Genomic DNA, 22,655 nt, shown 5'->3' with positions numbered 1-22,655 from the left:
CATGGTGTGGTTGCTTGGAGGAGTATGACCTTTTGATGTCTCGACGTAATAAGGGATAACGCCATATGGCAGGAGGATTGTAGAAAAGCATCATTGCTCTGAAATATAGGAGTGAGTGCTTTCTGTAAGTCTGTCCGGAAAATCCGGGCGTATCTGCCTAGAATTTATTAAATAAAAGAGAAAGGTAATGTCAAAAGAACAGTTGAAATTGAATAAATCGCTTTCGCCGTCACAGGTTTGGGCACTGGCTTTGGGGTCCATTGTCGGGTGGGGATGTTTTGTGCTGCCCGGAGATATGTTTTTGCCGCAGGCCGGTATCCTTGGAACCTTGATCGGTTTTATCGTTGGTGCAATCCTCATTTGTTTTGTGGCTGTTTGTTATAGTTATATGATTAAATACGCCCCAGTTGCCGGCGGAGCTTTTGCCTATGCCTATGTGGGGTATGGACCCACGGCTGCTTTTGTCTGCGGCTGGGCCCTTGTTCTTGGATATGTTGCCATCATTGGCATTGATGTAGCTGCATTGGCACTTATATTTCGTTTTCTTTTCCCGGGTGTTTTTGAATTCGGATCGCTTTACTTCATCGCCGGATGGGAAGTTTATACGGGTGAGGTTCTGCTTATGACGACAGCAACCCTCCTATTCGGATGGATGAACTACCGCGGTACCAGTTTTGCCGGTAAATTTCAGGTTGTTCTCACCGTATTGCTCACCCTCGGCATTGTAGCCTTGTTCACTGGGTCGGCTTCGCTTGAGACTGCTCAAATTGGTAATCTGTATCCGCTGTTCGCAGAACACCGAACCACATTATCCTGTGTCCTTACTATTTTTGCTATTTCTCCCTTCCTTTTTGCCGGTTTTGATACAGTCCCGCAGGCTGCCGAAGAATTTACATTTAAACCGGAGCGTGCGCGTAACATAATGATCGTCGCTATTCTCTGCGGTGTTGTTCTTTACAGTCTTGTTACTCTTGCTGTCGGTATTGCCATTCCTTATCCTGAAATGCTTGCAAAGATGGATGTTATGCGCGCCAGCGGCGGTACTGCATGGGCAACTGGTGAAGTCGCATCCATGGCCTTCGGGAAAATGGGTGCTGTTGTGCTTGCCTGCGCTGTCATGGGAGCTGTCTGTACTGGGATAAACGGTTTCTATATAGCCACTTCCCGCCTACTTCTCAGTATGGCCCGTGGTCGCATTCTGCCTGCATGGTTCGGTGATATTCATCCCGTATACCGTTCACCTTACAAAGCTATTCTGTTCACTGTCGCCATTGTTTTGCTGACTCCTTTTGCCGGTCGTTCTGTTGTCGTCTGGATTGTTGATATGAGTTCCGTGGGAACAGGCATCGGTTATCTTTTCTCCTGTCTCGCAGCCCGTCGTGTTCTGCTCGGCAGTCCTGCCGTGGAAGATAGATCCATGCGTCTGTTTTGTTGCATAATGGGAACAATTACCGCTGTGATGTGTATAGCTCTGTTGCTTATTCCCGGTTCTCCGGCTTGTATCGGCGAAGCTTCCCGCTGGTGCATGGTGGCTTGGACTGGTATGGGCGTGTTCTTTTACTTCTCTAACAAGTCCGAATGGGCAAAACTGCCTGAAGCTGAGCTTCGTGCCAACATCTTGGGCCGTACAGATATACCCGTGTTCTTTAAAACTAAAGAACCACTGGGACAGGTCCAGACAGAAGGTGCTTCGGATTAGCAGTTATGCAAATTCAGAATACTTGATCAATAATGAAACCCCGCTTCTTTTAGGAGCGGGGTTTCACTTTTTTTAATTGGAATGAAAAAAGCGCAAAAAAAAGGTCCTACGATGATTAATCGTAAGACCTTAAAATTTCTTGGTCGGGATGAGAGGATTTGAACCTCCGACCCCTTGAACCCCATTCAAGTGCGCTACCAGGCTGCGCTACATCCCGACTCGGAGACGAATAATTATTGAATACTTTCGCATAAGTCAACGTTTTTATGAAGAAGGTTGATTAGCTGTGTTATATTCTAATTAATTATAAAGTTTGAGATTAATTGGGGGATGAAATGGTAATTTCTGTTTGAGGGGGACATTGTGAATCTTCTAAAGCAAGACTGACAATATCGGCCGGTAATGTCTTTTTGGGTTTTACGCCAAGTTCTTTCAAAAGCTCAGTTTGCCTTACGATATTTCCTTTCCCCGAAGTCAGTTTGTTGAAAGCGTTGTCGTATGCGTTTTGCGCTTGATTTAAACGGTCTCCTACTTTTGTAAGATCTTCGACAAAACCGACAAATTTATTATATAATTCAGCTCCCCGTTGGGCAATTTCCTGAGCGTTCCGGCTTTGCTGTTCCTGTCGCCACAAATGAGCGACAGTGCGGATAACGAATAACAAAGTGCTTGGGCTGACAATCAGTACATTTTTATTCCACGCGTTCTGCCATAATGTTGCATCCTGAGTGCTGCCGAGAATAAAAGCTGATTCAATAGGTACAAACATTATTACAAAATCCAAGGATTCCAAGCCGTATAGTAACTGATAGTTTTTGCCCGACAATCCTTTGATGTGAGAGCGCATGGATTCTAGATGACGTTTAACAGCATCCGTACGTTTGTTGTCATCTTCGGCGTTAACGTAATCATTGTAGGCATTAAGTGATACTTTTGCATCAACTATGAGATGCCTGCTGTCGGGCAGGTGAATAACAACATCAGGTTGTGCCCGTGAACCGTCATTTCTGGTGTGGTTTTCCTGAACATCATATTCCTGCCCTTTACGTAGTCCCGACATTTCGAGGACTCGTTCTAAAATCAGTTCACCCCAGTTTCCCTGCGTTTTGGATTGTCCTTTCAGGGCCTTGGTTAAGTTATGAGCGTCCGATGACAGTTGACGGTTAAGATCCATCAATTGTTTTACCTGTTCAGACAGGGCGCTTCGATCTTTACTCTCCTGAAAATAGACTTCTTCAACTTTACCCTGAAAATCACCAAGCTTTGTTTTCAAAGGAGTTAGAAGCTGGGTAAGATTTGTCTGATTTTGTTCAGTGAATTTTTTGGATTTTTCTTCAAGGATTTCATTCGCGAGAGTTTTGAACTGGTTCGAAAGTTCTTCTTTCGCTTCGGTTAATAGAATGAGTTTTTCACTGCTTTGCTTTCGTTCATTATCAAGTTCGGTTTTAATTTTTGTAAGTCTGCTTAAAAGTATTTGTCTGTCTTCAGATAATTTGTTTCGTTCAGTTTTAAGCTCTTCAATAGATTTATCTGCTCTGCTGATTTGGAGCAGCTGTGCGCTGATTGTTGATTCGGTTGATCCGTTTCTTTCACGCAGGTTTGCAAGATCATGATTAAGCTCAGAAATTTCGTCTTGAGCTTCAGCCAATTCCAGACTCAGTTCAGGAATGCGTTTTAGACGTTCCTCCAGTTGAGCCTGCTGGTTTTGAGCGCGGAGGTTAGCCATTGTCATCCGGTGAGAATGAACAAGCATTGCTATGATGGTGCCGACAATTAATCCGGCTAAAAATAGAAAAGGTTCTAAAGGTAAAGTATAGATGTATTCGATCACAGCGTTTTTCCTTGAATATTTCATGTTGCTTTTCAGGGCTTAGGTCGCTGTTCTATAATTTTTGATGTGGATTAACAAGCGTGTGTACAAATGACTTTCTTTTATTGTTAGATAAAAATAGGATTGGCAGTGTGCGTTGTTTTGGAGTTTTATTACGCGGTAGAGAGGTTGAAATTTAAGCGGCTAAATAAACAAGAAAAGGCTTACTCTGTTAAAAACAGGGTAAGCCTTTTGTCGGTGCTGATAATGAACGGTATAAGCTTTAAAAATTTTCTTCTGCATAATCATTTTCTGCGAATGCGTAGCCGTTTTTCCCGGTCTTTTTAATAGAGTACATGGCTTCGTCAGCTTGTTTGATGAGTTTTTCAACATCACTTTTAGCACAGGATGCAGAGCATACTGCGATTCCTACACTGGCGCCGACGGTGACCTGTTTGTTTTCGTGAATAAACGGCATTGCGATGGATTTAACTATTTTTTCAGCAATTTGTTCCATGTCGTTTTTTGAGTTCAACTCATTTAATACGATTAGAAATTCATCTCCGCCGATTCGGGCGACTGTATCAACCTTTCGTACGCAGGAAAGTAATCTCGTCGCTGTTTCTTTCAGAACCATATCACCCGCATCGTGCCCCAGTGTGTCGTTGACATTTTTAAAACCGTCGAGGTCCACGAACATTACAGCCGTCATCAATTCCTTGCGTGTCGCTATGGCAAAAGCCATTCCTACGCGGTCTTTGGCGAGTTTTAAGGTTGGCAACCCAGTCAAAACATCGTGCGTTGCCATGTGGCGTATTTGTTCTTCAGTATTTTTCTGATCAGTTACGTCCCAGTTTACCCCGGTCATTCGTAAGGGATTATTCTTTGCGTCTCGCTCAGCCTTTGCGGCGGCATGAATATATTTTATTCCTCCGTCGGAAGTAATGATTCGGAACTCGGTATCGAAAGTACCTTTTCCTTCGACGGCAGCCTTAAGCTTGGATTCGGCTTCTGCTGCGTCCTCGTGGTGAAGGGCACTGCTCCATGTTTCATAACTTGGGTTGATGTCCGTTGGAACATCATACAGCTCATACATTCGTTCATTCCATGTCAGCGTATTTGTTATGACATCCCATTCCCATATGCCTATTTTCCCGGCTTTAGCGGCCAGAGTCAGGCGGGCCGAGGCATGTTTTAGATCCTTTGTAGTTTTTTTATGATTTTTAATTTCGAATTCTAGAGTTTTCTGGGTTGAATAAGTTCTCCACGCTTCAGTTGAAGTCTTTTGGAACAGGTGGACAACGAATGAAATTAGAATTGTTAAGATAGAGCCAACTAGCAATGCAATTGATGGATGATGGTTTTTGTTGTGATGATCGAAGAAAAATTGAGTAGGGCGGCACGAGATGGTTATTTTATGGTCCATAATTATGGTCGATGTGGTTGCCTCGAAGGGGCTTGGTTGCAGTATGTCCCAGCCTGTTTGACGATAAACAGGAGCGCCGTCTATATCGACGGAGATTTTAAAATCACTAAGATCATTAGGTGTATCGTCTGTGAGGAAAATGTGGTTTAACCACGGTTTGATTCTAAAAACTGCCGAGAGGAAACCATCGAAATTTTGTTCAATATAAATAGGAAAATAGAGGATAAAACCTTTTCCTCCCTGTACTAAATCAAGAGATTTAGACATCGTAGGCTTTTTAGCATTTTTAGCTTGTTCAAGTGCAATTCTCCGATTTTTTTCAAAACCTAGATCTATGCCCACAGCCTGCTCGTTTCCTGTTAAAGGAGCTATCCATTTTACATGCAGGGTTTTGTCGACCCACCCTATAGCTTGAAAGCCCGGCAGGTCGTTAATATAATTTACTGCATCATTAATAAAACTGGCTTCAGGTGTTCCCCCGCTGAATTCCCATCGATTAACAATGCGTTGCAAAGCGGGAATTCGGGAACGAATATCAGCTTGAATATTTGCCGAAAGTTTTTCGGTATATTGCATAACCAGATTATGCTGATTAGATAAATCTTCCTCTCTGAGTGTCCACCAGAAAATAACAACTAGGGAAAAAATGAGTACGCCGATAAGTATGGGCAGCCATATGGTATTGATTCGCGGTTCGGTGGAGAGCTGTTCTTCGCGGTCTGTAATCATGTCTCTTCCGGCGGTTATCCGTTTAACATGCTAAAGCCAGTGTATTGTAATAGTGAATAAACTTTTGATTCATTATCAGTGAATCATATTTTGGGGGCAGGGTCTAGAATAGATGTGTTAATTGACTTAAGAGTTGTTCGTGCGGTTACAAATAATCGTTTGATGCAGGAATGCAATTTCCACATTTTTCACATTTAACGGATCTGTTTTTATCTGCCAGTTTGATTGTCTGTCTGTGACCGCATTTATTGCACTTACGCTTGCGGTGGATGACGGCTTTAATAGCTGAGTAGATTCCCCACATAATGTATATATCCTTTTTGAGAGCCTGTTCCTGCTAAGGAAAGTATTTGTTATTGTTGTTTTGTGAAGCTGATAAATAGTGCTGAATCCCACAGTTAAAATGTATACGTCTTGATGGGGAATGACAATGTATACCGTAAAAGAAAAAGGCTTACGCCGTATTAACGGTGTAAGCCTTTGAATTATTTGTTTGTGGTGTAGATATGTTTAAATAGGGAGCTATTATCTATTTTATTCGTTTCTTTGTCCGGGTTCCGTGACATATAAGGCTACTTCTTTACTTTTCATCAAATCCTGAAAAGCCATAGAAGGTTTTTTATCAGTAAAGATAGCATCTATTTCAGACAGATCAGCTATGCGGACCATGGCATTGCGGTTGAATTTAGTGTGGTCTGTGACCAGAAAAATATTTCTGGCGTTGTTGATAATCTCGCGGGCGACCCGAACCTCGTGGTAGTCGTAGTCGAGCAGGGTTCCGTCTTCGTCTATGCCTGAAACTCCGATGATTCCGTAGTCCACCTTAAACTGTTTGATGAACTCCACCGTCGCTTCCCCTGTAATCCCTTTGTCGCGCTGTCTGACCATACCGCCGGCAACAATTACTTCACAGTCGTTATTGCTCATTATTAAAGCAACATTGAGATTGTTTGTGATCACTTTGAGTCCCTTGTGACCGGAAAGAGTTTTAGCAACCTCCTCCGTAGTTGTCCCAAGGTTTATGAACAGTGAAGCGCGATCTGGAATATGTTTGGCAACCATTTCCGCAATCAGTCTTTTTTCCTGATATAGGATGTTTCTTCGATCATTATAGTCGACGTTTTCAACGCTTGATGATCTTCCTGCGCCTCCGTGAAAGCGCTGTAGAAGCTGGTGTTCACAAAGTTTATTTATGTCGCGTCTGATTGTCTGAGGTGTAACTTCGAATTGCTGCGCCAGTGATTCAATAGGCGCAAAGCCCTGATCACTGACAATATCTAAAATTTCACGTTGTCTTTTTGATAATGAGTTCAAGTTAAATTTCAAGTTCTTACGCTTTTTGGTTTTAAGTGTATCAGGCAAAATAACCGTCTCCTTCTTTTCAAATATGAACAGAGCGCTTGTAATGTGTGATAAATATTATGGTTTTGAGGAGTACTGTTGCAAAAAAAATATATTAAATTATCCAAGTTTTTAGCAATAGAACTTAGTGTAGGCAAGGTAAATATCCCTTTTTGTCTGACGATTGAAAGTGAACATATGCTGGTCATATGTTTGTCTGAAATGTGTCCATTTCTCAAAGAAACGAGGTTTTACCGGGAGCAATTTGGGTTTCTTTAAATGTGATTTGGGGCTTTTGATGGGTATAAGTATGGTGTTTTGTCTGTATAAGGGGTCGTTTTATTTCTGTTTTTAAGAATCTTTTCAAAATGAAAACATTTTCTTGTATATTTATTTTCAATATGTCACATTTTGATCAGAAACGAAAACAATCAGATTCTAATTTGCTGTAAAAAATTTCAAACTTTTATCCGGTGACGATTGGCCGGACCAAAAAAATGGGTGTTGTATGAAACGTGCAGATTTTATTCAACAGATGGAAGACAGTTCTAAGGTATGGGATTTCATCATCATCGGAGGCGGAGCAACCGGTCTCGGTGCCGGTCTTGATGCAGCGGCAAGAGGATATTCCGTACTCCTGCTTGAACAAGGCGATTTCGCTGAAGCAACCTCCAGCCGCAGTACTAAAATGGTGCATGGCGGAGTGAGATACCTTGCGCAGGGTAACATTTCTCTGGTTATGGGTGCCTTGCGTGAACGCGGCATCCTGCGCCAGAACGCTCCCCACATGTGTTACAATCAGAAATTTGTAGTGCCGGATTATAAGTGGTGGGGTCTTCCTTATTATGGAATCGGCCTGAAAGCATATGACATGCTCGCCGGGAAATACAGCTTCGGATCCTCCCGGATTCTTTCTTCAAATAAAGTCAAAAAAGAAATTCCCGGCGTTCTGTCTAATAAGCTCAAGGGCGGCGTGACCTATCACGACGGACAATTTGATGATGCCCGCCTTGCTCTGACAATCGCGCGGACAATGGCTGATATGGGCGGCTGTCCATTGAATTATGCCCGCGTTACCAATCTGGTCAAAAATTCTGCCGGATACGTTTGCGGAGTTCAGGCCGAGGATAAAATCAGCGGCAAGTCTTACGAGCTGAAAGGTAAGGCCGTCATAAACGCCACCGGTATTTTTACTGATGATGTTATGAACATGGACAATTCCCATCACGAAAAGCTTATCGCGCCCAGTCAGGGTGTTCATATGGTAATAGATCGCGAATTTCTCGGCGGCGAGACCGGAATTATGGTCCCTAAGACTGATGACGGGCGCGTGATTTTCTTTGTGCCATGGCATGGAAAGGTTGTTGTCGGAACAACTGATACGCCTCTTTCTTCTGTCTGTATGGAGCCTAAACCTTTGGAAGAAGAGATCGACTTTTTAGTGGAGCACTCCGCAAGATATTTATGCAAACCGCCTAAGCGTTCGGATGTTCTCAGTGTTTTCGTGGGAATAAGACCTCTGATTGCGGCAAGCAGTGATGGTTGCAAAACTTCCGCGTTGTCCCGGGATCATTACCTGACCATATCTCCGAATAAGTTGCTGACCATTGCAGGTGGTAAGTGGACGACTTATAGACATATGGCGGAAGATTGTATCGACAACGCCATCACAATGGGCGGGCATTCTTTTCGTCCTTCTCCCACCAGACATTTGAAATTGCATGGTTACACTGAAGAGTTTGACCACAACGACCATATGCACGTTTACGGAAGTGAAGCTGCGGAAATCAAAGCCCTTGCTTCTGAATTTCCAGAGCTTGACGAACCGATGCATGAAAATCTTCCCTACTCTTGGCTTGAAGTGGTCTGGGCAGCCCGTAACGAATGGGTTCAGACTGTATCTGATGCTCTTTCGCGTAGAACCAGAGCATTGATTCTTAATGCTAAGGCTGCCGCAGAAGTAGCCCCTAAGGCCGCTGAAATCATCGCCAGAGAGCTTGGCAAGGATGAAGAGTGGGTTAAAGAGCAGGTCGAAGAGTTCTCAGCTTTATCCAAGAATTATATTGTAACCTAACTTATTCTTAAACTTTCCTGACTGCGGAAAAAGGTCTTGGTACGAATATGAACCTTGTCCCTCGCTTTCATTACAGATTCAAACACAATATTCTTTCCCGTCGGAAAGAATTGTTGTTGCTTTAATATTTATTTGTGCCGTCGATCATATGGATCGGCGGCATTTTTTTGTCTCTGAATAATTTCTTAGAGCGTGCTCGTATGATGTTCTTATTTGTTGTTTTTATTTTTGATTAGATTGAAATAGCTTATAATTAAGCGTGTTTTTACTAAACCGAAAACGATTAAAGTGTATTTCTTTCATTCTCGAACATTTTTTTGTTGATTTTTTTCTCTTCACAAAATAACAAGAGGAAGAAGGGTGGCTAACGTTATAAAGGAATGATGCATGTAGAGGCTTTCGTTTCCGAACGGAGACGCTTATGGCTTAACTTGTTTTAAGGAATGTGGGAGTGGATTATGAATTTCTTTTTAAGTGAGATGATTGGAACCATGATTTTGACTCTTTTCGGGTGCGGGGTTGTTGCTAACGTTCTTTTGGAAAAATCGAAAGGACAGAACGGCGGCTGGATTGTAATCAGTATGGGGTGGGGATTTGCTGTAGCATTTGCGGTGTATGTTGCGGGTAAACATTCAGGTGCTCACATTAATCCTGCTGTCACAATCGGTTTAGCTTCCATCGGAGCTTTTCCTTGGGCTAATGTTCCGGTTTATATTGCAGGACAGATGACAGGTGGTTTTCTCGGAGCTGTTTTATGCTACTTTGTTTACCAATGCCACTGGGAACCTACTAAAGACCCGGAACTCAAATTGGCTGTTTTTGCCACCGGGCCTGCAATCCCATGCACAGTTCAAAACTTTTTGTGCGAATTTATAGGCACTGCCTGTCTACTATTTCTTCTTTTGGGTATCGGAGCCAATGAATTCAGTCAGGGCCTTAATCCTCTTGTAATCGGTTTCTTAATTATGGCGATCGGTCTTTCTCTGGGTGGACCTACCGGTTATGCCATCAATCCTGCTCGTGACCTTGCTCCTAGAATTGCACACATGTTGCTTCCTATTCCCGGTAAGGGCGGCAGTAACTGGGGTTACGCCTGGGTGCCTATCGTTGCTCCTATTTGTGGCGGCGTTGCCGGTGCCATGCTGTACAAAGCGCTTATCGGTTAATTTTCAGGCTTAGCTTAATAGAACTCTCGATCCGTAAGTACTATTTACAAAGGGGAAATTTAAAATGACTAAAAAGTACGTTCTTTCTATTGATCAGGGGACAACCAGCTCTCGCGCCATTGTTTTTAACAAGAAGGGCGATGTTGTTAACGTAACCCAAAAAGAATTTACCCAGATATTTCCAAAATCCGGCTGGGTTGAACATGATGCAATGGAAATATGGTCCTCTGTACAGTCTGTAGTAGCCGAAGCTTTAGCCCATCCTGATATTTCCGGTTCTGATATCGCGACTATTGGTATAACCAACCAGCGTGAAACCACAGTTGTCTGGGACAAGACAACCGGTAAGCCTGTTTATAACGCTATTGTTTGGCAGTCCCGCCAGACGATGGATATTTGTAATGAGCTTAAAGAAAAGGGTCTCGATCCTATGTTCAGGGAGAAAACAGGGCTGCTCATCGATGCATACTTTTCCGGAACTAAAGTTAAATGGATTCTCGACAACGTAGATGGAGCCCGCGCAAAAGCTGATAAGGGTGATTTGCTTTTCGGAACCATCGACACATGGCTTCTCTGGAAACTGACAGGCGGTAAAGTTCACGTAACTGACTACACCAACGCTTCCAGAACTCTCATGTATAATATTCATGATCTCAAATGGGACGAGGAACTTTTAAAACACCTCACAGTTCCTGCTTCTATGCTGCCGGAAGTAAGACCTTCTTCGGAAATTTACGGAACAACTCAAAAAGAAAAGTTTCAGGGTTTGGAAGTACCTATCTCCGGCATGGCTGGCGATCAGCAGGCGGCTCTTTTCGGGCAGGCTTGTTTCAGCGAAGGCATGGCAAAGAACACATACGGAACCGGTTGTTTTATGCTCATGAATACCGGAGAAAAAGCTGTTCCTTCCAAGAACGGTCTGCTCACCACGATTGCATGGGGTGTTGACGGCAAGGTTGAGTATGCTCTTGAAGGTTCCATCTTCGTCGCCGGTTCAGCTGTTCAGTGGCTGCGTGACGGTATGCGGATGTTCCGGGAAGCAAGAGACAGTGAACTTTACGCTACCCGCGTATCCAGTTCCGATGGTGTTTACCTAGTTCCGGCTTTTGTCGGTCTGGGCGCTCCTTACTGGGATTCAGAGGTTCGCGGAGCTATGTTCGGTCTGACTCGCGCAACCACTAAAGAACACTTTGTCCGCGCAACTCTTGAATCGCTTTGTTATCAGACTAAAGACGTTCTTTCCGCCATGGAAGCTGACTCCGGCATCAAGCTTGAAAAGCTTCGCGTTGACGGTGGCGCTGTAGCCAATGATCTCATCCTACAGATTCAGGCCGATGTTCTTGGAACTCCCGTAGAACGTCCTATGTGCATTGAGACTACTGCTCTTGGAGCAGCATATCTTGCCGGTCTGGCCGTTGGATTCTGGGAAGATAAGAACGACATTGTGAAGAACTTCGGCGTTGACCGTGAATTTGCTCCTAAAATGGAAGCAGAAGAATCCGGCAAGCTTTATGAAGGTTGGCAGAAAGCCGTTAAGGCGACTATGGCCTTTAAATAAGGCGATTAATTTAAAGCATTCAGTATCTAATATGCCCCGTCTTCTCTTAATGAGAGGGCGGGGTGTTTTTTATGTAGCATTTCAGAAGATTCTGTAGGTATTGAATTTAAATAGATTAAGTGTGCAGGAGGTATCAGACATAGTTAGGCTAATAATAGATGGTCGTCTATTGCCAAACCTTTTATATATGCTTAGCATTAGTTTATGTATATATCTTTAATTACAGAAGAGTCTTGAGGTCGTAATACAGACTGAAAGGATAGATTTTATTTCTATTTTTATTTCTTATACTTCTGAATTTAGAAAATTTGGTCCGATTATTTTCTACTAAACTCAAACGATTCAAGAAAAAGAAAGACTATTTATAATGAATAAAATATTTACCGCAATTCTTACTCTTGTGGTTACTGTTGTCGCTGGCATAATTCTTTATGATTATCAAAGAGAAGAACCAGATTTGAGGTTTACTCTATCTGATAGTATCCCTACAAGTTTTTTTACTGCTGGAAAGACTGCGAATATTCAGCAGCTCGAGATAGCGAATGTTGGGGACAAAGTTGCTGAAAAAATTACTATAAAAGTAAATGGAAAAGTTCAGCACTACCAGCTAAATAAGCTTTCAAGATCAGATAAAGTCGATGAGTTCAAGAGTCGTACCGGCATTGAAATAGTGTATCCAGAGCTTCCTCCAGAAGGTAAAATTTCGATAATTTTAAGTTCCGACGTGGCTATATATGAGTCCAATGTACATATTGCTTATCGAAATGGGCAAGCAAGTAAAGCCTTTGGGCAGGATGGTAGGGTAAGTCTTATTGAGTTTCTTGTTTTTTGGGGGCCTTTTGCGATATATGTAATTCTTGTCTTGCGTCAGAGTCTTTTTATATATCGAGATTGGTACTGTAAATATTATAGAAATCTTAATAAAAATAAGAAACCTTGGTTTTTAACTACTGAAAAGTGGATTGAACTACGTGATAAAGCAATTACTGATTATTTCAAAAGCGATAGAGTATATAACGTGTCTTCCGTCGAAAGATTAAAATCTTTTACAGTATTAAAATCAGGAAAATTTGAGTTTCTCAGCGAAAGTGAATGGAGTGAATTAAGAAAGCTTGCAGAGAATGAATTTGAAGGTAGCCTTAGTAGTTTGTTAAGCATTTCTGGACTTAGACTTTTGCGATTAGAGACGTTGTACCAGCTAAATAGGCCAGAATACTACAGTTTTACAAAATGGAATGAATTTAAAGAGAAGTTAGATAGTCAATATATAGATGTGTTAATAAGTTCTGCTTTAAGATCTTTTGTTAACGCAAAGACAATTGAAGAAACAATAAACAAGCAGAACTCTTTGAATGTTTCAGAAGATGAGTGGAATAGATACCAGTCCTTTTTAAAAGAGCTATATGTGGGGAAATTATCTAGTGCTTTAACTTCTAAGCATGATCGGTACATACTTTTTTTAGAAGGACATGATCTAACAGGTATTGACGAGTCTGTGAAAAATGATTTGCTAAGTTTAGCCTATGAATTGCAGGTCGCAAAAAAATATAGCGGATATTTATCCGAGGAAGAAGCAAAAAAGTTTCTTGAAAAAGAGAAAGAGGAGTGGGTTAAAGAGAGTGATTATCAGGCCAAAGTTAAACACGCTGAGGGAATAGTTGAAGCACGTATAATATGCAATAAATATTACAATCTTTCAAAATTATTAGATATTATAATATCTAAAAAATCACTCCCAAATTCCAAGCCAGATGAATTGTCTGAAAAAGAGTGGGAAGAGATCCAAAAGCTCGAAAATGTAATCGTGAAAGATCTGAGTAACAATGAAAATATTTTAGCTGAAATACATGAGAAGGAATTGAAGATACCACATTTAAAGGATAAGCTTAAAAAGCAGCTACAGCTAATCAATGATATTCTGAATGATCCAACAGCAATTGATCGGGTAGAAGATTATGAGGATACTTTCGCAAAAGGAAACTATGCTAACTTACGGAAAGTTTCTGAATTACTGGCAGGTAAATAGATTCAAAAAAGTATCCATGTTTTTCCTGTAAACAATGCCAAGCATTCACTCATATTTTCCAAAAACATCCCTACGCCAATTAATTAAAAGTTTTTTATGCCCCCCCATGTCCATTACCCAAATTAAGCCAATAACCATGATTGACACGAATTTATAGCCCAGCATATCATTGTTCACATGATCGACAAGACCTCCGCTATAGAAACTATTATGCGTAAGCTCAAGAAAATTGAGATTGGGCATGGGCTGAAAATGCTCACTTACAAGCGAGACCGTTCCGTGGTTATCATGCGCACGGGCGAGGACTCCTTTTCTGTTACTCAGGATGGGTTTGATAAAGAATTTTTCACGACGGACTTCAAGGAGCTGAAAAAGCTTCTCAAAAAACTTGTTAAGCGAGAATTTCCACGCAGCAATAAGATTCGCATCCATGAGATTGATGGGAACGACACCTAACCTAATATACCCCGGCTTCTCGTAATGAGAGGGAGGCTCTCAGCTCTGTTTCATATACACAACTTTCCCATCGCCGATGGTAGTTTCTATTTCCAAGTTGAAAGATTTTTTTTCAAGCTCTTTTATATTCTCCGAAAGGATAACCATATCAGCCAGCATGCCTGACTTGATTTCTCCTTTTATATTCTGGCAATATTCAGAGAAGGCAGCTCCGGAAGTATAAGAGGCAACAGCTTCATCTAAGCTTACAGACTGGATCCTGGCACCTTCATACCATGGTTTACGGGTTACAGCGTGGTTGATTCCTGCCCTTGGATCACAGGAGACTATGGGCCAGTCACTGCCGAAAACAAGCGTTGCGTTGTCCACCAAAGCTTCTTTCCATGCAAAGGCTGCATGGATGCGATCACATTCAGTTTGCCGAATCTGGGTAAATCCTCCTGACTGCAAGTTTCAATGGATGATTCGCGCCATGTCCGCCTTCAGCAGCCAATTTTTTTACTTTTTTATGTCTGTCCGTGCCAGCATCCTTGAGCAGTTCCAAAAGACGGTCGTGCAATTGCGCTGCCGTTATTTCTTTTTTGCGCGCCTTAGTGAGAAGGTCGCGTGCTGCATAGCCGATGAGCACATCATTCAGCATATTGTGATCTGCAACAGAGGAAAAAGAAGAGCTGCCCCGTATAGGTAAACGGTCTTGCTGTTCCAGTTCAAGGAGCAAAAGTAGAAAGGATAAATCTTCTGCCGGTTGAGCCAAAGCCATGCGATGTACTCCGGTGATGCCATATCCAGCTAGCTGCTTGCACACAACTTCCAAATCGGAAAGCTGCTGCTCAACAGAACTGGGATATTTGGCCTGCAAGGACCCTTCAATGAAAGAATAAACTTCAGGTTCCCCAAAAGAAAAAGGGTTAACTAAATAAATAGTTAACCCTTGTATTCTCTGTGGTCGGGGCGAAGAGATTCGAACTCCCGGCATCCTGCTCCCAAAGCAGGCGCGCTACCAAACTGCGCCACGCCCCGACTGATATAATTTGCTGCACTAGCGCTGTGCACAAAAGAGGGAATAGTTGAAACGTATGAGCTTGGCAAGCTTTTTTTTACTTTGTTTATAGGGTTTTGAAGAAGTAACAGTTTTGAATAGTGGTTTTGAATTGCGGACTTAGGATTAGATAGATTTAATTATGAAGTTTCTTCGAAGACGAAGGGAGAATTTGAGATGGAGAGAAGAAGAATTTATTTATGGGTTATTTGTATAAGTAGAGTTTGATGGGGTGTTTTGGGGTGTATGGGCTAGTCTAGGGTTGTCCTTCTGGAGTCAAGTTATGGTAAGTATATCGTCTTGACTGTGATATTCAAAAGTAGCACTCTTGGTTGGCAGTTCATGCATATATTGTTTGATTTAGTGCGTATTTATAAGTCGTTTAGAGGGCCGCACAGACTTCTGAGCGAGTAGCCTCTGGTGGGCTATTTTGGCCTAGGAACCGAAGAAAAAATACAACTTAAAGGATCATACTAATGATAGAAAATAATATAATGGACTGTTGGCCTCTGGCCTTCTTTGTACTTGATTACGGCATTAGAACGTTATTTGAATACAGAAGAATACGAGTAGAAGAGCGACGAACCCTTATAGAGGGACGAAAGCTTGATCTCGTTAGCCAGTGGTGGCAGATGCCAACAATGGCATGAAGTCGGGGGAGGGCGCGCCCTCCCTTCTTCGTGCTTTAATAGTATTATTTTTAGATGATTAGTCTTAAATAATGTCTTTTTATCGTTTTGTATTTAAATTTTATGATTAGAGGAGTGAGTTATATTATGGTCGATGGTAATGATCTTGATAAGTATTTAGAACAGTACAAAAGTAACAAATATACAAAAAAAACCATCGAAGAATCCTCTACTGATGAACAGTATGATTTTAAAAAGATATCAAAAGCATTAGATACAGCTTTAGACATTAGAAAGTTTGAAATTGAATTATATTGGAAAAGAGCAACTTATTTTTGGGCGTTTATAGCCGTTCTTTTTGCTGGTTACTATCAGGTAGATGATTATCTTTTGAAGATTATTTTAACGTGTTCAGGTTTTTTATTTTCAGTAGCTTGGTTTTTGGTTAACAAAGGTAGCAAGTACTGGCAAAATAATTGGGAAAGGCATGTAGATGCACTTGAAGATATGGTTATTGGACCTTTATATAAGACTATTCTTGAAGATAAGGGGAAGGGGAATTGTTTCACTGGAGCTGCGGCTTATTCAGTTACTAAGATAAATCAAATTCTTAGTGGTTCTGTTGTCTTCTTTTGGTTTATCCTGTTAATTAAAACAATTTTAGATTTGCCTACACTTAATGTATGTCTGGCATGCTTTGAACCTATTCCGTGCTTGTATTATCTTTATAGCTCGTTATTTCATGTGACCGTTGTCGTGTTGGGCTATGCTGTTTTTTTATACATATTATTGAATGCAAAATCTAATCACGTTAAAGAAAGTAAAAATAGCCTTGTAGAGATGAAAAGTCGTAAGATTGAGATCAAAAAAGATGATAAGGCTTCTGATGCTAATAATGGAGAGGTGTTTGAAAAAAAAATGAAAAAGCCTATTAAGAGGTTTCTTTTTTATTGCGGCGCTGCTTTATTGTTTTTATCAGGTAAAATGGTTTATTTCATTTTTAAAAATATATTGAAGCTGTTTCCATGTGAAAATAAAGTTGAAGACGAAATTAATAGGTTTAGTTCTCATATTCGATATGAGTTGTGTTTTTTTGGGATTATCCTAGGTTTATTAACTTTTTTATGGTGGGCAAGTGGTTATCAAATAACTCTTAAAGTTATTTTGAGGGAGTTAGGAGCGTTGTTAATATTTGTAACAATGTCTTTTGAAGTTCCGTTCAGTGAATTTACGAATATGGGATCGGGATTTAAAGGTAAGGTCGTTTCAAGAATAAAGGAAGCTTACAGGTTCTGGTCGGTGATCGTTGTTTTGTGTTTGATGATTGCTTCATAAGTTTTGTTTTTTTGATTAAGCTTCCCCACCAAATTTTCCCCAAAAGAAAAAGGGTTAACTAAATAAATAGTTAACCCTTGTATTCTCTGTGGTCGGGGCGAAGAGATTCGAACTCCCGGCATCCTGCTCCCAAAGAAGAGTGTCCCCTCTGTTTGTGTTGAAATAATTAGCTTTTTTGGTTTTCTGGTATACACTAATTGGGCATTTGGTCTACACGAGGGCATTAATGTAGACCAAGGTGTAGATCAGAGTGTAGACCAAAAAAATACCCAGATAAAATCCGGGTATTTTTAGCAGGTATGTGGTGAAAATTATCTCAGGTTTACAACCTTTGGAATAGTGGTAGCAATCTTGATTGTCGGCTTCAAGTTTACTGCTCTGGCTTTTTCGCCTTGGAGTAGGTGGTAGTATTTTTTTTGAGTAGTTGAAATGTCTGAATGCCCAAGCATTGCAGAAACGGCAGCAAGGTCGGCTCCGTTCCGTAAAAGTTCTGAAGCCCATAAATGGCGAATGTCGTACCAGCAAACAGGGTAATTTAAACCTGCACGTTTTAATGCAGTTTTAATTCCTTTGAACATCTGTTTTACTGGAAGCCCCTTGTAATTAATTATATATGCCGACTGCGCTTTTGCTCGCTGTGTTATTAGTCTGCCATTATCAGCCGGAGAAAGTGGGATTATCCTGTCTGACTTGACGGTCTTTGTCCCTTGGATATGTAGAGTTGAAGCGAGAGGGTCATGGTTAGACCATAAAAGGGAAAACAATTCTGTCGGACCGGGCCTTGCTCCGCACATCCATGCAACCTCTAAGCCCCAAGCCACATGAGGCTCGGCTGAAGCGATCATTCTAGTTAATCCGTCCACGTCTAGCCCGACAACCTTCTTGCCTCGCTCCTTCGCCTTGCGCCACTTGTCCAAAGGGTTCTTATTTGTAAGATCCTGTTCTATTCCCCAACGGAAAACAGCTCTTAAGTATCCCGTATATCTATTAACCGAAGCAGGGGAAATGTCTGCCCATTTAGTTTCTGCAAGGGCTAGAATATCTCCGTAATCAAGACTATCTACAGGGCGATGGGTGAGAGCTGGAAGTATTGTGTTATTTAAAAGAGATGAAAAGTTCTTCAAAAATTTAACACTTAGGTTTCGAGCTTTAGCGTCCCTCAAGTATTCTTGAGCCAGCTCATCAAGATAAATAGATGAACCCTGACGAAGCTCAATACCCTTTGCTTTTTGTAGAGAAATTTCAGCGTCTCTAATTTTAGCACATTTCAATCCATCATCACCACGACCAAAATACTCGCGAACAGGACTTTTTCGGCCTTTGATTCTGTATTGAACGTAGTGTCGTCCATCTTTTGTAGTTCCTGTTCCCATCATTTCGACCTACATCAAACAGCTACAGGCGTAAAGCCCTGTTTACGTCTACGAGAAGTGACCTTTCTACGCAGGAAAGATTCGGGGTTTTCCATCCAAGAGTCTAAGTCTTGCATTTTAAAGCGATTGGCTTCTGGTCCATATGTAGGGATTTTGTACTTATCTATAAATCTACCCAATTGTCTGCGGGAGTATCCTATATACTTAGCAGCTTGAGCTTTACTTATATATTTAGCTGAGTCTATTTGTGTTATTTTACTCATTACTTCCTATCTCCTTCATTGCAGGGCCATTCGGAATAGGCTCCATATCCATAATTCCAAGTTTCTGACATCTCTCTTACTGTGGCGATATGTATATCTTCCAGGGCGTGTATCCAATCTCGGAGTACGTCAGCGCGATAGATAGGAGGGAGGCTGTTAAACTCATTGTCAAAAGGTCCGACCTCGCCCGTCATGTCGAAGCTAGTGCTACCCATTCTCAGTCCTTTAGTATATTTCATGGCTTCTTATCTCCTTCATAAAAATCACTTTCAACCTGTGCCCATAAATGCAAGCAAAATGGATGCAAATTCACATAATCGACAGCTTTTGGGAAAACCTGTAAAGCTTCCTTCTCATCACCGAGAAACATTTTTTTCACGCCTTTTAGATCGTCCCATGTGGGCAAGCGATCCTTGCGGCTACAAGACAAGTGAACCCACTTAGATTCATTTCCTTCACCGTCCTGAAGGTCGTCAACGGATGAAAAGACAATTAGTCCAGATTTATGAATGAAGCATGCTGCATGAGCAGTGATAGAAGTTTTCTCTTTCCAGCCCTTGAAAATTTTTAGAGGTTGGGCCGGGACTGAAAAGTTTATATCCATTAGGTTTGGTATGTAGTTCATCGTTTTATTCTCCCAAATTAAACGGCATAATCCATGCCGATACATTCCCAAAGTTGCCCGAAGGGAATACCTTCGTATCTAGTATAATCGCCGTTTTCGTAGAATTTCTCTTTTGCTTCAACGCAGAACATGCAGGTCTTGAATGTAGTAGAGATTAGACATTACCCACCTCCCGATCCAACTTCATCTTAAAATCAGCAACAAACTTACTAGCGACAAATGCCGGGCAATTAACGTCATGCTGTCCGTCGTCACCAGCCCCGCAAATTTTGCAAAGACCGGTTGTCGGGTCTTGTGTGCTTAAGATTACTCGGTTGCTTAGTTTTACGAGCTGGGTGAAGGTGTCTTGTGGGTTCATTAAGAATGACCGGATCGCTATCATTTCGGAACAGCGGTACATGGAGCCGACATAAATAAAAGGCTTTCTGAGGTTATGTGCATTTTGCGTTATGTATAGTTCTGCGGCTTTGCGTGTAAAATGAGGACATTTAAAACGGTCTATTTCTTGATAGTAAACTTTTGTAAATCCAGCTTCTTCAGCTTGTTCCGCTGTTTTAACTGTACGCTCTGTGCCTTCGTAAACATCTATAAGAAAATCATTTATGTCTTTGAGGGATTCATACTTATCGCCTTCATTATCTAGCCATACGTAATCATCAGAATAGCCGGACTTTAGGCCATAGACACGCTCCTTTTCCATTACTAGGAAAATAGGATCAGCAGTGCATAGGTTGTCCTGTGTGCGGAGTTCTTTTGCGAGTTTTTGGAGGTCGAAGTTAGACATGTTCATCCTCCTTCAACTCATCAGCTAATTGTTGAATATTTTGCCCACTATCAGTCAAAACGTTATCATTTATCCAATCGAAAAGAGGTTGTGCGTTTTCGTCTGAAAAGTTTTTAATCGTGTAATCCCGGTCCTGTTCATTAGAAGAGGGGAAGTTTACTACTGCCGACACACAGCCTATTGTCGCCACGGCTTCGAGTGCCATTTTTTTCTCTGATGCTCTGATAACTAGGGTTCCACTTGCAAGCTTGAATATTCTTTCGTTAGACATTTGCCACCTCCTCTTTTCTAAGAGAAGAGAGAATCCAGCTTCCGCAAAAAGCAACCAGTGTCCACCATGCGGAACAACAAATCAGAATGATGAAGGTTATGCTGTCGAGTATTCTTGCGATTCGTTTCTCGTCCTTGAGTAGTTCTACGGATGGAGTTGAGAAACGTGCTGCTGATACAAAAAACGCTGCCCACTCTATCGCGATAAATGGATATGTTACAATTTCGTTGTCAAAAATAATCCCTAAAACAAACACCCCAAGCATGGCCAAGTGGAGCGATGTTGTGGCTTTTAAAGTTTGTGTTCTTTGTTCTGGTGTGACTTCTTCTTTTTCAACTTTAAACATCATGGTTATTCTCCTTAACCTAACGGGCAGTGGCTAGTGGTCATTCCTGTACGGCGACAGTTAAGTGCGGCTATGTATTCTTCATCTTTATGCAGACATGAAATGCGTTTAATCGGCCTTTGTTGGTTCGTGTAAATTCTTGGGGCTACAATTGTTTCGGATTTATCTGGACGGGTAAACCTTGTAAGAAGTTTCTCGTTATTCGCGGCGGCTTCTTTTGATAATTGATTGTAATGCGGGAGCTTTCCAAACCCCTTTGGAGGTTCTTCTTTAAACAGCTTTATGTATAATTTTTTTGCACTCCCAAATACTGAAGGGCTGAAAGTGTAACAAAACTGGTTGCCTTCTTTTCTCGGTGTTTTTTGGTATCCAACCGGATAGCCAGGGGATGCAACTCTACGAAGGCAGCGACCATCACGGTCCATTTCGTATCCTGTTCCGGGTATTCTAACTTTTTCAGGGGATTTACTCATAACACTTCCTCAAATACACACCGGAGTCCGGCTTCGGTTAATAAGGCTGCTACATTTTTAGGTCTAATTATGCAGAGCCTTGTTCTATTCATGCGCCCGTTGTGAATTTTAAATCCTATCCAGAACCCGCGCGGATCTTGGCGGTCAACCTGTGCTAAATAGCCTGGTCTTCGGGCCGTTGGCTTGATCTGTACGCGGGTTCCAGGTTTAAGCATGACTTAGTTAGATGGGGCCAATATTCTTTCAACTGCGGTGGTAACTTCTTTTTTAAGAAGTCCGTCTTTATAGCTTTCCAACGTGTCCTGGAGTTCTCCCTTTATCTCTCGGGAAATAATCTCTTTGGCACTATAAATTTCATGCTTGAGGAGTTCTTCTACACTCGTTCTAACCTTCCACTGAATCCAAGTTTCGGCTCCTGCTGTAGAACACATTTCGAGCCTGACTCCATTTCCGTTAACTGGGAATAAAACAGCTTCATCAAATTTAAGCCGCATGAGATCTTCGGTGGAACCAATAAAGGTGGCTTTTCCCCATTTGTCTGTGAGTGCAATGTCTTCGGACATGAAAGATTCGGCTTTGTTTCTCATGTTGCTTTCAACTTGAGTTGCGACCTGTTCTGAAAGCTTAAAAACTAATTCACTGATCCCTTTTCCTCCGAATTTATTGGCTACTTCCTTTACAAGAGATTTTTTAATTTCATCAGTAAGGATTTCTTCAACAGACAGGTCTTCATCAAATCCAAGATCTCCAAGGTCTATAGTCATATTGATTTTCATTTCGTGACTTTCCTTGGGGCGACCTAAGCCGCCCCCGTTATATAGTGAAGTGAGGAGTAGATGATTTGTTTAGCTTGTCGGGAAAACGTCAGCCGGGGAGTCGCCTGTTGCTACTCGGACATAAGCTTCAAGCAGTTTGATGCGATCCTGCTTTGTCCACTGTCCGTAACCTTTGCTCGTCAACCGTTCCATGTCGGACTGAGTGACACCCCAGCCGCTGGAGAGTTTGACCAGCATTTGCTTCCGGACTGCCGCATTTGCATCAACATAAACTTCGGCTTGATCTCCGAGATTAACAGCGAGTAATTCTTCCGGTTCGGTGGAAGCCGCTTTGCTTTGCTGTGAATCGTCCTGTGAAAAGAACTCGTCTTCGGCGGAGGCTTCCGGCTTCTCATTAGGCTCAACATCCATAGCTGGCTGTCCGCCTGGTTCACCTTGTAGAGGCTCGGTGTCGAT

General features: G+C 41.8%; 22 protein-coding genes and 2 tRNA genes. 7 read left to right on the top strand and 17 right to left on the bottom strand.

Going from position 1 to position 22,655, the window contains the following annotated elements; genetic code table 11:
* Nucleotides 1-187: 187 nt before the first annotated feature.
* On the top strand, nt 188-1,699 hold the full coding sequence (locus JEY82_RS17840; protein WP_304088161.1) for an APC family permease: 1,512 nt from the start codon (nt 188-190) through the stop codon (nt 1,697-1,699).
* Between the two features lie 140 nt (nt 1,700-1,839).
* On the opposite strand, the gene JEY82_RS17835 is transcribed toward JEY82_RS17840, so the two are convergent.
* From JEY82_RS17835 to JEY82_RS17820, 4 genes are all read right to left on the bottom strand, one after another.
* Nucleotides 1,840-1,916 (bottom strand) — tRNA-Pro (locus tag JEY82_RS17835).
* A gap of 102 nt (nt 1,917-2,018) precedes the next feature.
* Nucleotides 2,019-3,530, bottom strand: coding sequence for a DNA recombination protein RmuC (gene rmuC / locus JEY82_RS17830; RefSeq protein WP_304088158.1), 1,512 nt, complete (start codon nt 3,528-3,530; stop codon nt 2,019-2,021).
* A 262-nt stretch (nt 3,531-3,792) separates the two neighbouring features.
* Complete coding sequence (locus JEY82_RS17825; RefSeq protein WP_304088155.1) at nt 3,793-5,664, bottom strand: diguanylate cyclase; 1,872 nt, start codon at nt 5,662-5,664, stop codon at nt 3,793-3,795.
* Between the two features lie 534 nt (nt 5,665-6,198).
* Nucleotides 6,199-6,978: a DeoR/GlpR family DNA-binding transcription regulator gene (locus JEY82_RS17820; RefSeq protein ID WP_369681175.1), complete on the bottom strand. Its 780-nt coding sequence runs from the start codon at nt 6,976-6,978 to the stop codon at nt 6,199-6,201.
* 535 nt (nt 6,979-7,513) lie between these two features.
* Here JEY82_RS17820 and JEY82_RS17815 point away from each other — a divergent pair.
* The 5 genes from JEY82_RS17815 (at nt 7,514) to JEY82_RS17795 (ending at nt 14,285) form a co-directional block, all read left to right on the top strand.
* Nucleotides 7,514-9,079 carry a glycerol-3-phosphate dehydrogenase/oxidase gene (locus JEY82_RS17815; RefSeq protein ID WP_304088149.1) on the top strand — a complete coding sequence of 522 codons (1,566 nt, stop codon included), beginning with the start codon at nt 7,514-7,516 and terminating at the stop codon, nt 9,077-9,079.
* Nucleotides 9,080-9,537: 458 nt separating this feature from the next.
* A complete protein-coding gene (locus JEY82_RS17810) occupies nt 9,538-10,245 on the top strand; it encodes an MIP/aquaporin family protein (RefSeq protein ID WP_304088147.1) in 708 nt (235 codons plus the stop codon).
* Between the two features lie 64 nt (nt 10,246-10,309).
* Nucleotides 10,310-11,803 carry a glycerol kinase GlpK gene (gene glpK, locus JEY82_RS17805; protein WP_304088144.1) on the top strand — a complete coding sequence of 498 codons (1,494 nt, stop codon included), beginning with the start codon at nt 10,310-10,312 and terminating at the stop codon, nt 11,801-11,803.
* A gap of 367 nt (nt 11,804-12,170) precedes the next feature.
* Nucleotides 12,171-13,829 (top strand): hypothetical protein, encoded by a 1,659-nt coding sequence (locus JEY82_RS17800; RefSeq protein WP_304088141.1) that lies wholly within the window; start codon nt 12,171-12,173, stop codon nt 13,827-13,829.
* 177 nt (nt 13,830-14,006) lie between these two features.
* Nucleotides 14,007-14,285: a hypothetical protein gene (locus JEY82_RS17795; protein ID WP_304088138.1), complete on the top strand. Its 279-nt coding sequence runs from the start codon at nt 14,007-14,009 to the stop codon at nt 14,283-14,285.
* 39 nt (nt 14,286-14,324) lie between these two features.
* Here JEY82_RS17795 and JEY82_RS17790 read toward each other — a convergent pair whose 3' ends face one another.
* From JEY82_RS17790 to JEY82_RS17780, 3 genes are all read right to left on the bottom strand, one after another.
* Nucleotides 14,325-14,735 (bottom strand): amidohydrolase family protein, encoded by a 411-nt coding sequence (locus JEY82_RS17790; protein ID WP_304088135.1) that lies wholly within the window; start codon nt 14,733-14,735, stop codon nt 14,325-14,327.
* Nucleotides 14,698-15,144 (bottom strand): hypothetical protein, encoded by a 447-nt coding sequence (locus JEY82_RS17785; RefSeq protein WP_304088132.1) that lies wholly within the window; start codon nt 15,142-15,144, stop codon nt 14,698-14,700. The genes JEY82_RS17790 and JEY82_RS17785 overlap by 38 nt, the downstream gene beginning before the upstream one ends.
* An 84-nt stretch (nt 15,145-15,228) precedes the next feature.
* Nucleotides 15,229-15,305, bottom strand: a tRNA-Pro gene (locus tag JEY82_RS17780).
* A 795-nt stretch (nt 15,306-16,100) separates the two neighbouring features.
* On the opposite strand from JEY82_RS17780, the gene JEY82_RS17775 reads away from it, so the two are divergent.
* The gene (locus JEY82_RS17775; RefSeq protein WP_304088129.1) at nt 16,101-17,288 is read left to right on the top strand and encodes a hypothetical protein; all 1,188 of its coding nucleotides are present in this window, start codon (nt 16,101-16,103) and stop codon (nt 17,286-17,288) included.
* 311 nt (nt 17,289-17,599) lie between these two features.
* On the opposite strand, the gene JEY82_RS17770 is transcribed toward JEY82_RS17775, so the two are convergent.
* The 10 genes from JEY82_RS17770 to JEY82_RS17725 all read right to left on the bottom strand — a co-directional run.
* Nucleotides 17,600-18,664 carry a tyrosine-type recombinase/integrase gene (locus JEY82_RS17770; protein WP_304088127.1) on the bottom strand — a complete coding sequence of 355 codons (1,065 nt, stop codon included), beginning with the start codon at nt 18,662-18,664 and terminating at the stop codon, nt 17,600-17,602.
* An 11-nt stretch (nt 18,665-18,675) separates the two neighbouring features.
* Entirely contained in the window at nt 18,676-18,924 is a 249-nt protein-coding gene (locus JEY82_RS17765) for a helix-turn-helix domain-containing protein (protein ID WP_304088124.1), read from the bottom strand.
* Nucleotides 18,924-19,139, bottom strand: a complete 216-nt coding sequence (locus JEY82_RS17760) for a hypothetical protein (RefSeq protein WP_304088121.1) — start codon at nt 19,137-19,139, stop codon at nt 18,924-18,926. The genes JEY82_RS17765 and JEY82_RS17760 overlap by 1 nt, the downstream gene beginning before the upstream one ends.
* Nucleotides 19,140-19,159: 20 nt before the next feature.
* A complete protein-coding gene (locus JEY82_RS17755; RefSeq protein WP_304088118.1) occupies nt 19,160-19,549 on the bottom strand; it encodes a hypothetical protein in 390 nt (129 codons plus the stop codon).
* Nucleotides 19,550-19,703: 154 nt separating this feature from the next.
* On the bottom strand, nt 19,704-20,333 hold the full coding sequence (locus JEY82_RS17750; protein ID WP_304088116.1) for a hypothetical protein: 630 nt from the start codon (nt 20,331-20,333) through the stop codon (nt 19,704-19,706).
* Entirely contained in the window at nt 20,326-20,604 is a 279-nt protein-coding gene (locus JEY82_RS17745; protein ID WP_304088113.1) for a hypothetical protein, read from the bottom strand. Before JEY82_RS17745 ends, JEY82_RS17750 begins: the two co-directional genes overlap by 8 nt.
* Entirely contained in the window at nt 20,597-20,953 is a 357-nt protein-coding gene (locus JEY82_RS17740; protein WP_304088111.1) for a hypothetical protein, read from the bottom strand. Before JEY82_RS17740 ends, JEY82_RS17745 begins: the two co-directional genes overlap by 8 nt.
* A gap of 11 nt (nt 20,954-20,964) precedes the next feature.
* Entirely contained in the window at nt 20,965-21,423 is a 459-nt protein-coding gene (locus tag JEY82_RS17735; RefSeq protein ID WP_304086862.1) for a hypothetical protein, read from the bottom strand.
* A 218-nt stretch (nt 21,424-21,641) separates the two neighbouring features.
* Nucleotides 21,642-22,199, bottom strand: coding sequence for a hypothetical protein (locus tag JEY82_RS17730; protein ID WP_304086860.1), 558 nt, complete (start codon nt 22,197-22,199; stop codon nt 21,642-21,644).
* A 69-nt stretch (nt 22,200-22,268) separates the two neighbouring features.
* Nucleotides 22,269-22,655 (bottom strand): hypothetical protein (locus JEY82_RS17725; protein ID WP_304088109.1); only part of this gene is annotated, 387 nt, incomplete at its 5' end.

Origin of the sequence: Maridesulfovibrio ferrireducens (genome assembly GCF_016342405.1) — a bacterium.
Classification (GTDB): Bacteria; Desulfobacterota; Desulfovibrionia; order Desulfovibrionales; family Desulfovibrionaceae; genus Maridesulfovibrio; species Maridesulfovibrio ferrireducens_A.
Note: the sequence above shows the minus strand (reverse complement) of the source record. Positions and strands in the feature narration are given on the sequence as shown.

Coding starts and splice junctions, on each gene's coding strand:
- JEY82_RS17840 (WP_304088161.1), top strand. CDS start 188: ATGTCAAAAGAACAGTTGAAATTGAATAAATCGCTTTCGCCGTCACAG.
- JEY82_RS17825 (WP_304088155.1), bottom strand. CDS start 5,664: ATGATTACAGACCGCGAAGAACAGCTCTCCACCGAACCGCGAATCAAT.
- JEY82_RS17815 (WP_304088149.1), top strand. CDS start 7,514: ATGAAACGTGCAGATTTTATTCAACAGATGGAAGACAGTTCTAAGGTA.
- JEY82_RS17810 (WP_304088147.1), top strand. CDS start 9,538: ATGAATTTCTTTTTAAGTGAGATGATTGGAACCATGATTTTGACTCTT.
- glpK (WP_304088144.1), top strand. CDS start 10,310: ATGACTAAAAAGTACGTTCTTTCTATTGATCAGGGGACAACCAGCTCT.
- JEY82_RS17800 (WP_304088141.1), top strand. CDS start 12,171: ATGAATAAAATATTTACCGCAATTCTTACTCTTGTGGTTACTGTTGTC.
- JEY82_RS17795 (WP_304088138.1), top strand. CDS start 14,007: ATGATCGACAAGACCTCCGCTATAGAAACTATTATGCGTAAGCTCAAG.
- JEY82_RS17775 (WP_304088129.1), top strand. CDS start 16,101: ATGGTCGATGGTAATGATCTTGATAAGTATTTAGAACAGTACAAAAGT.
- JEY82_RS17770 (WP_304088127.1), bottom strand. CDS start 18,664: ATGATGGGAACAGGAACTACAAAAGATGGACGACACTACGTTCAATAC.
- JEY82_RS17765 (WP_304088124.1), bottom strand. CDS start 18,924: ATGAGTAAAATAACACAAATAGACTCAGCTAAATATATAAGTAAAGCT.
- JEY82_RS17760 (WP_304088121.1), bottom strand. CDS start 19,139: ATGGGTAGCACTAGCTTCGACATGACGGGCGAGGTCGGACCTTTTGAC.
- JEY82_RS17755 (WP_304088118.1), bottom strand. CDS start 19,549: ATGAACTACATACCAAACCTAATGGATATAAACTTTTCAGTCCCGGCC.
- JEY82_RS17750 (WP_304088116.1), bottom strand. CDS start 20,333: ATGTCTAACTTCGACCTCCAAAAACTCGCAAAAGAACTCCGCACACAG.
- JEY82_RS17745 (WP_304088113.1), bottom strand. CDS start 20,604: ATGTCTAACGAAAGAATATTCAAGCTTGCAAGTGGAACCCTAGTTATC.
- JEY82_RS17740 (WP_304088111.1), bottom strand. CDS start 20,953: ATGATGTTTAAAGTTGAAAAAGAAGAAGTCACACCAGAACAAAGAACA.
- JEY82_RS17735 (WP_304086862.1), bottom strand. CDS start 21,423: ATGAGTAAATCCCCTGAAAAAGTTAGAATACCCGGAACAGGATACGAA.
- JEY82_RS17730 (WP_304086860.1), bottom strand. CDS start 22,199: ATGAAAATCAATATGACTATAGACCTTGGAGATCTTGGATTTGATGAA.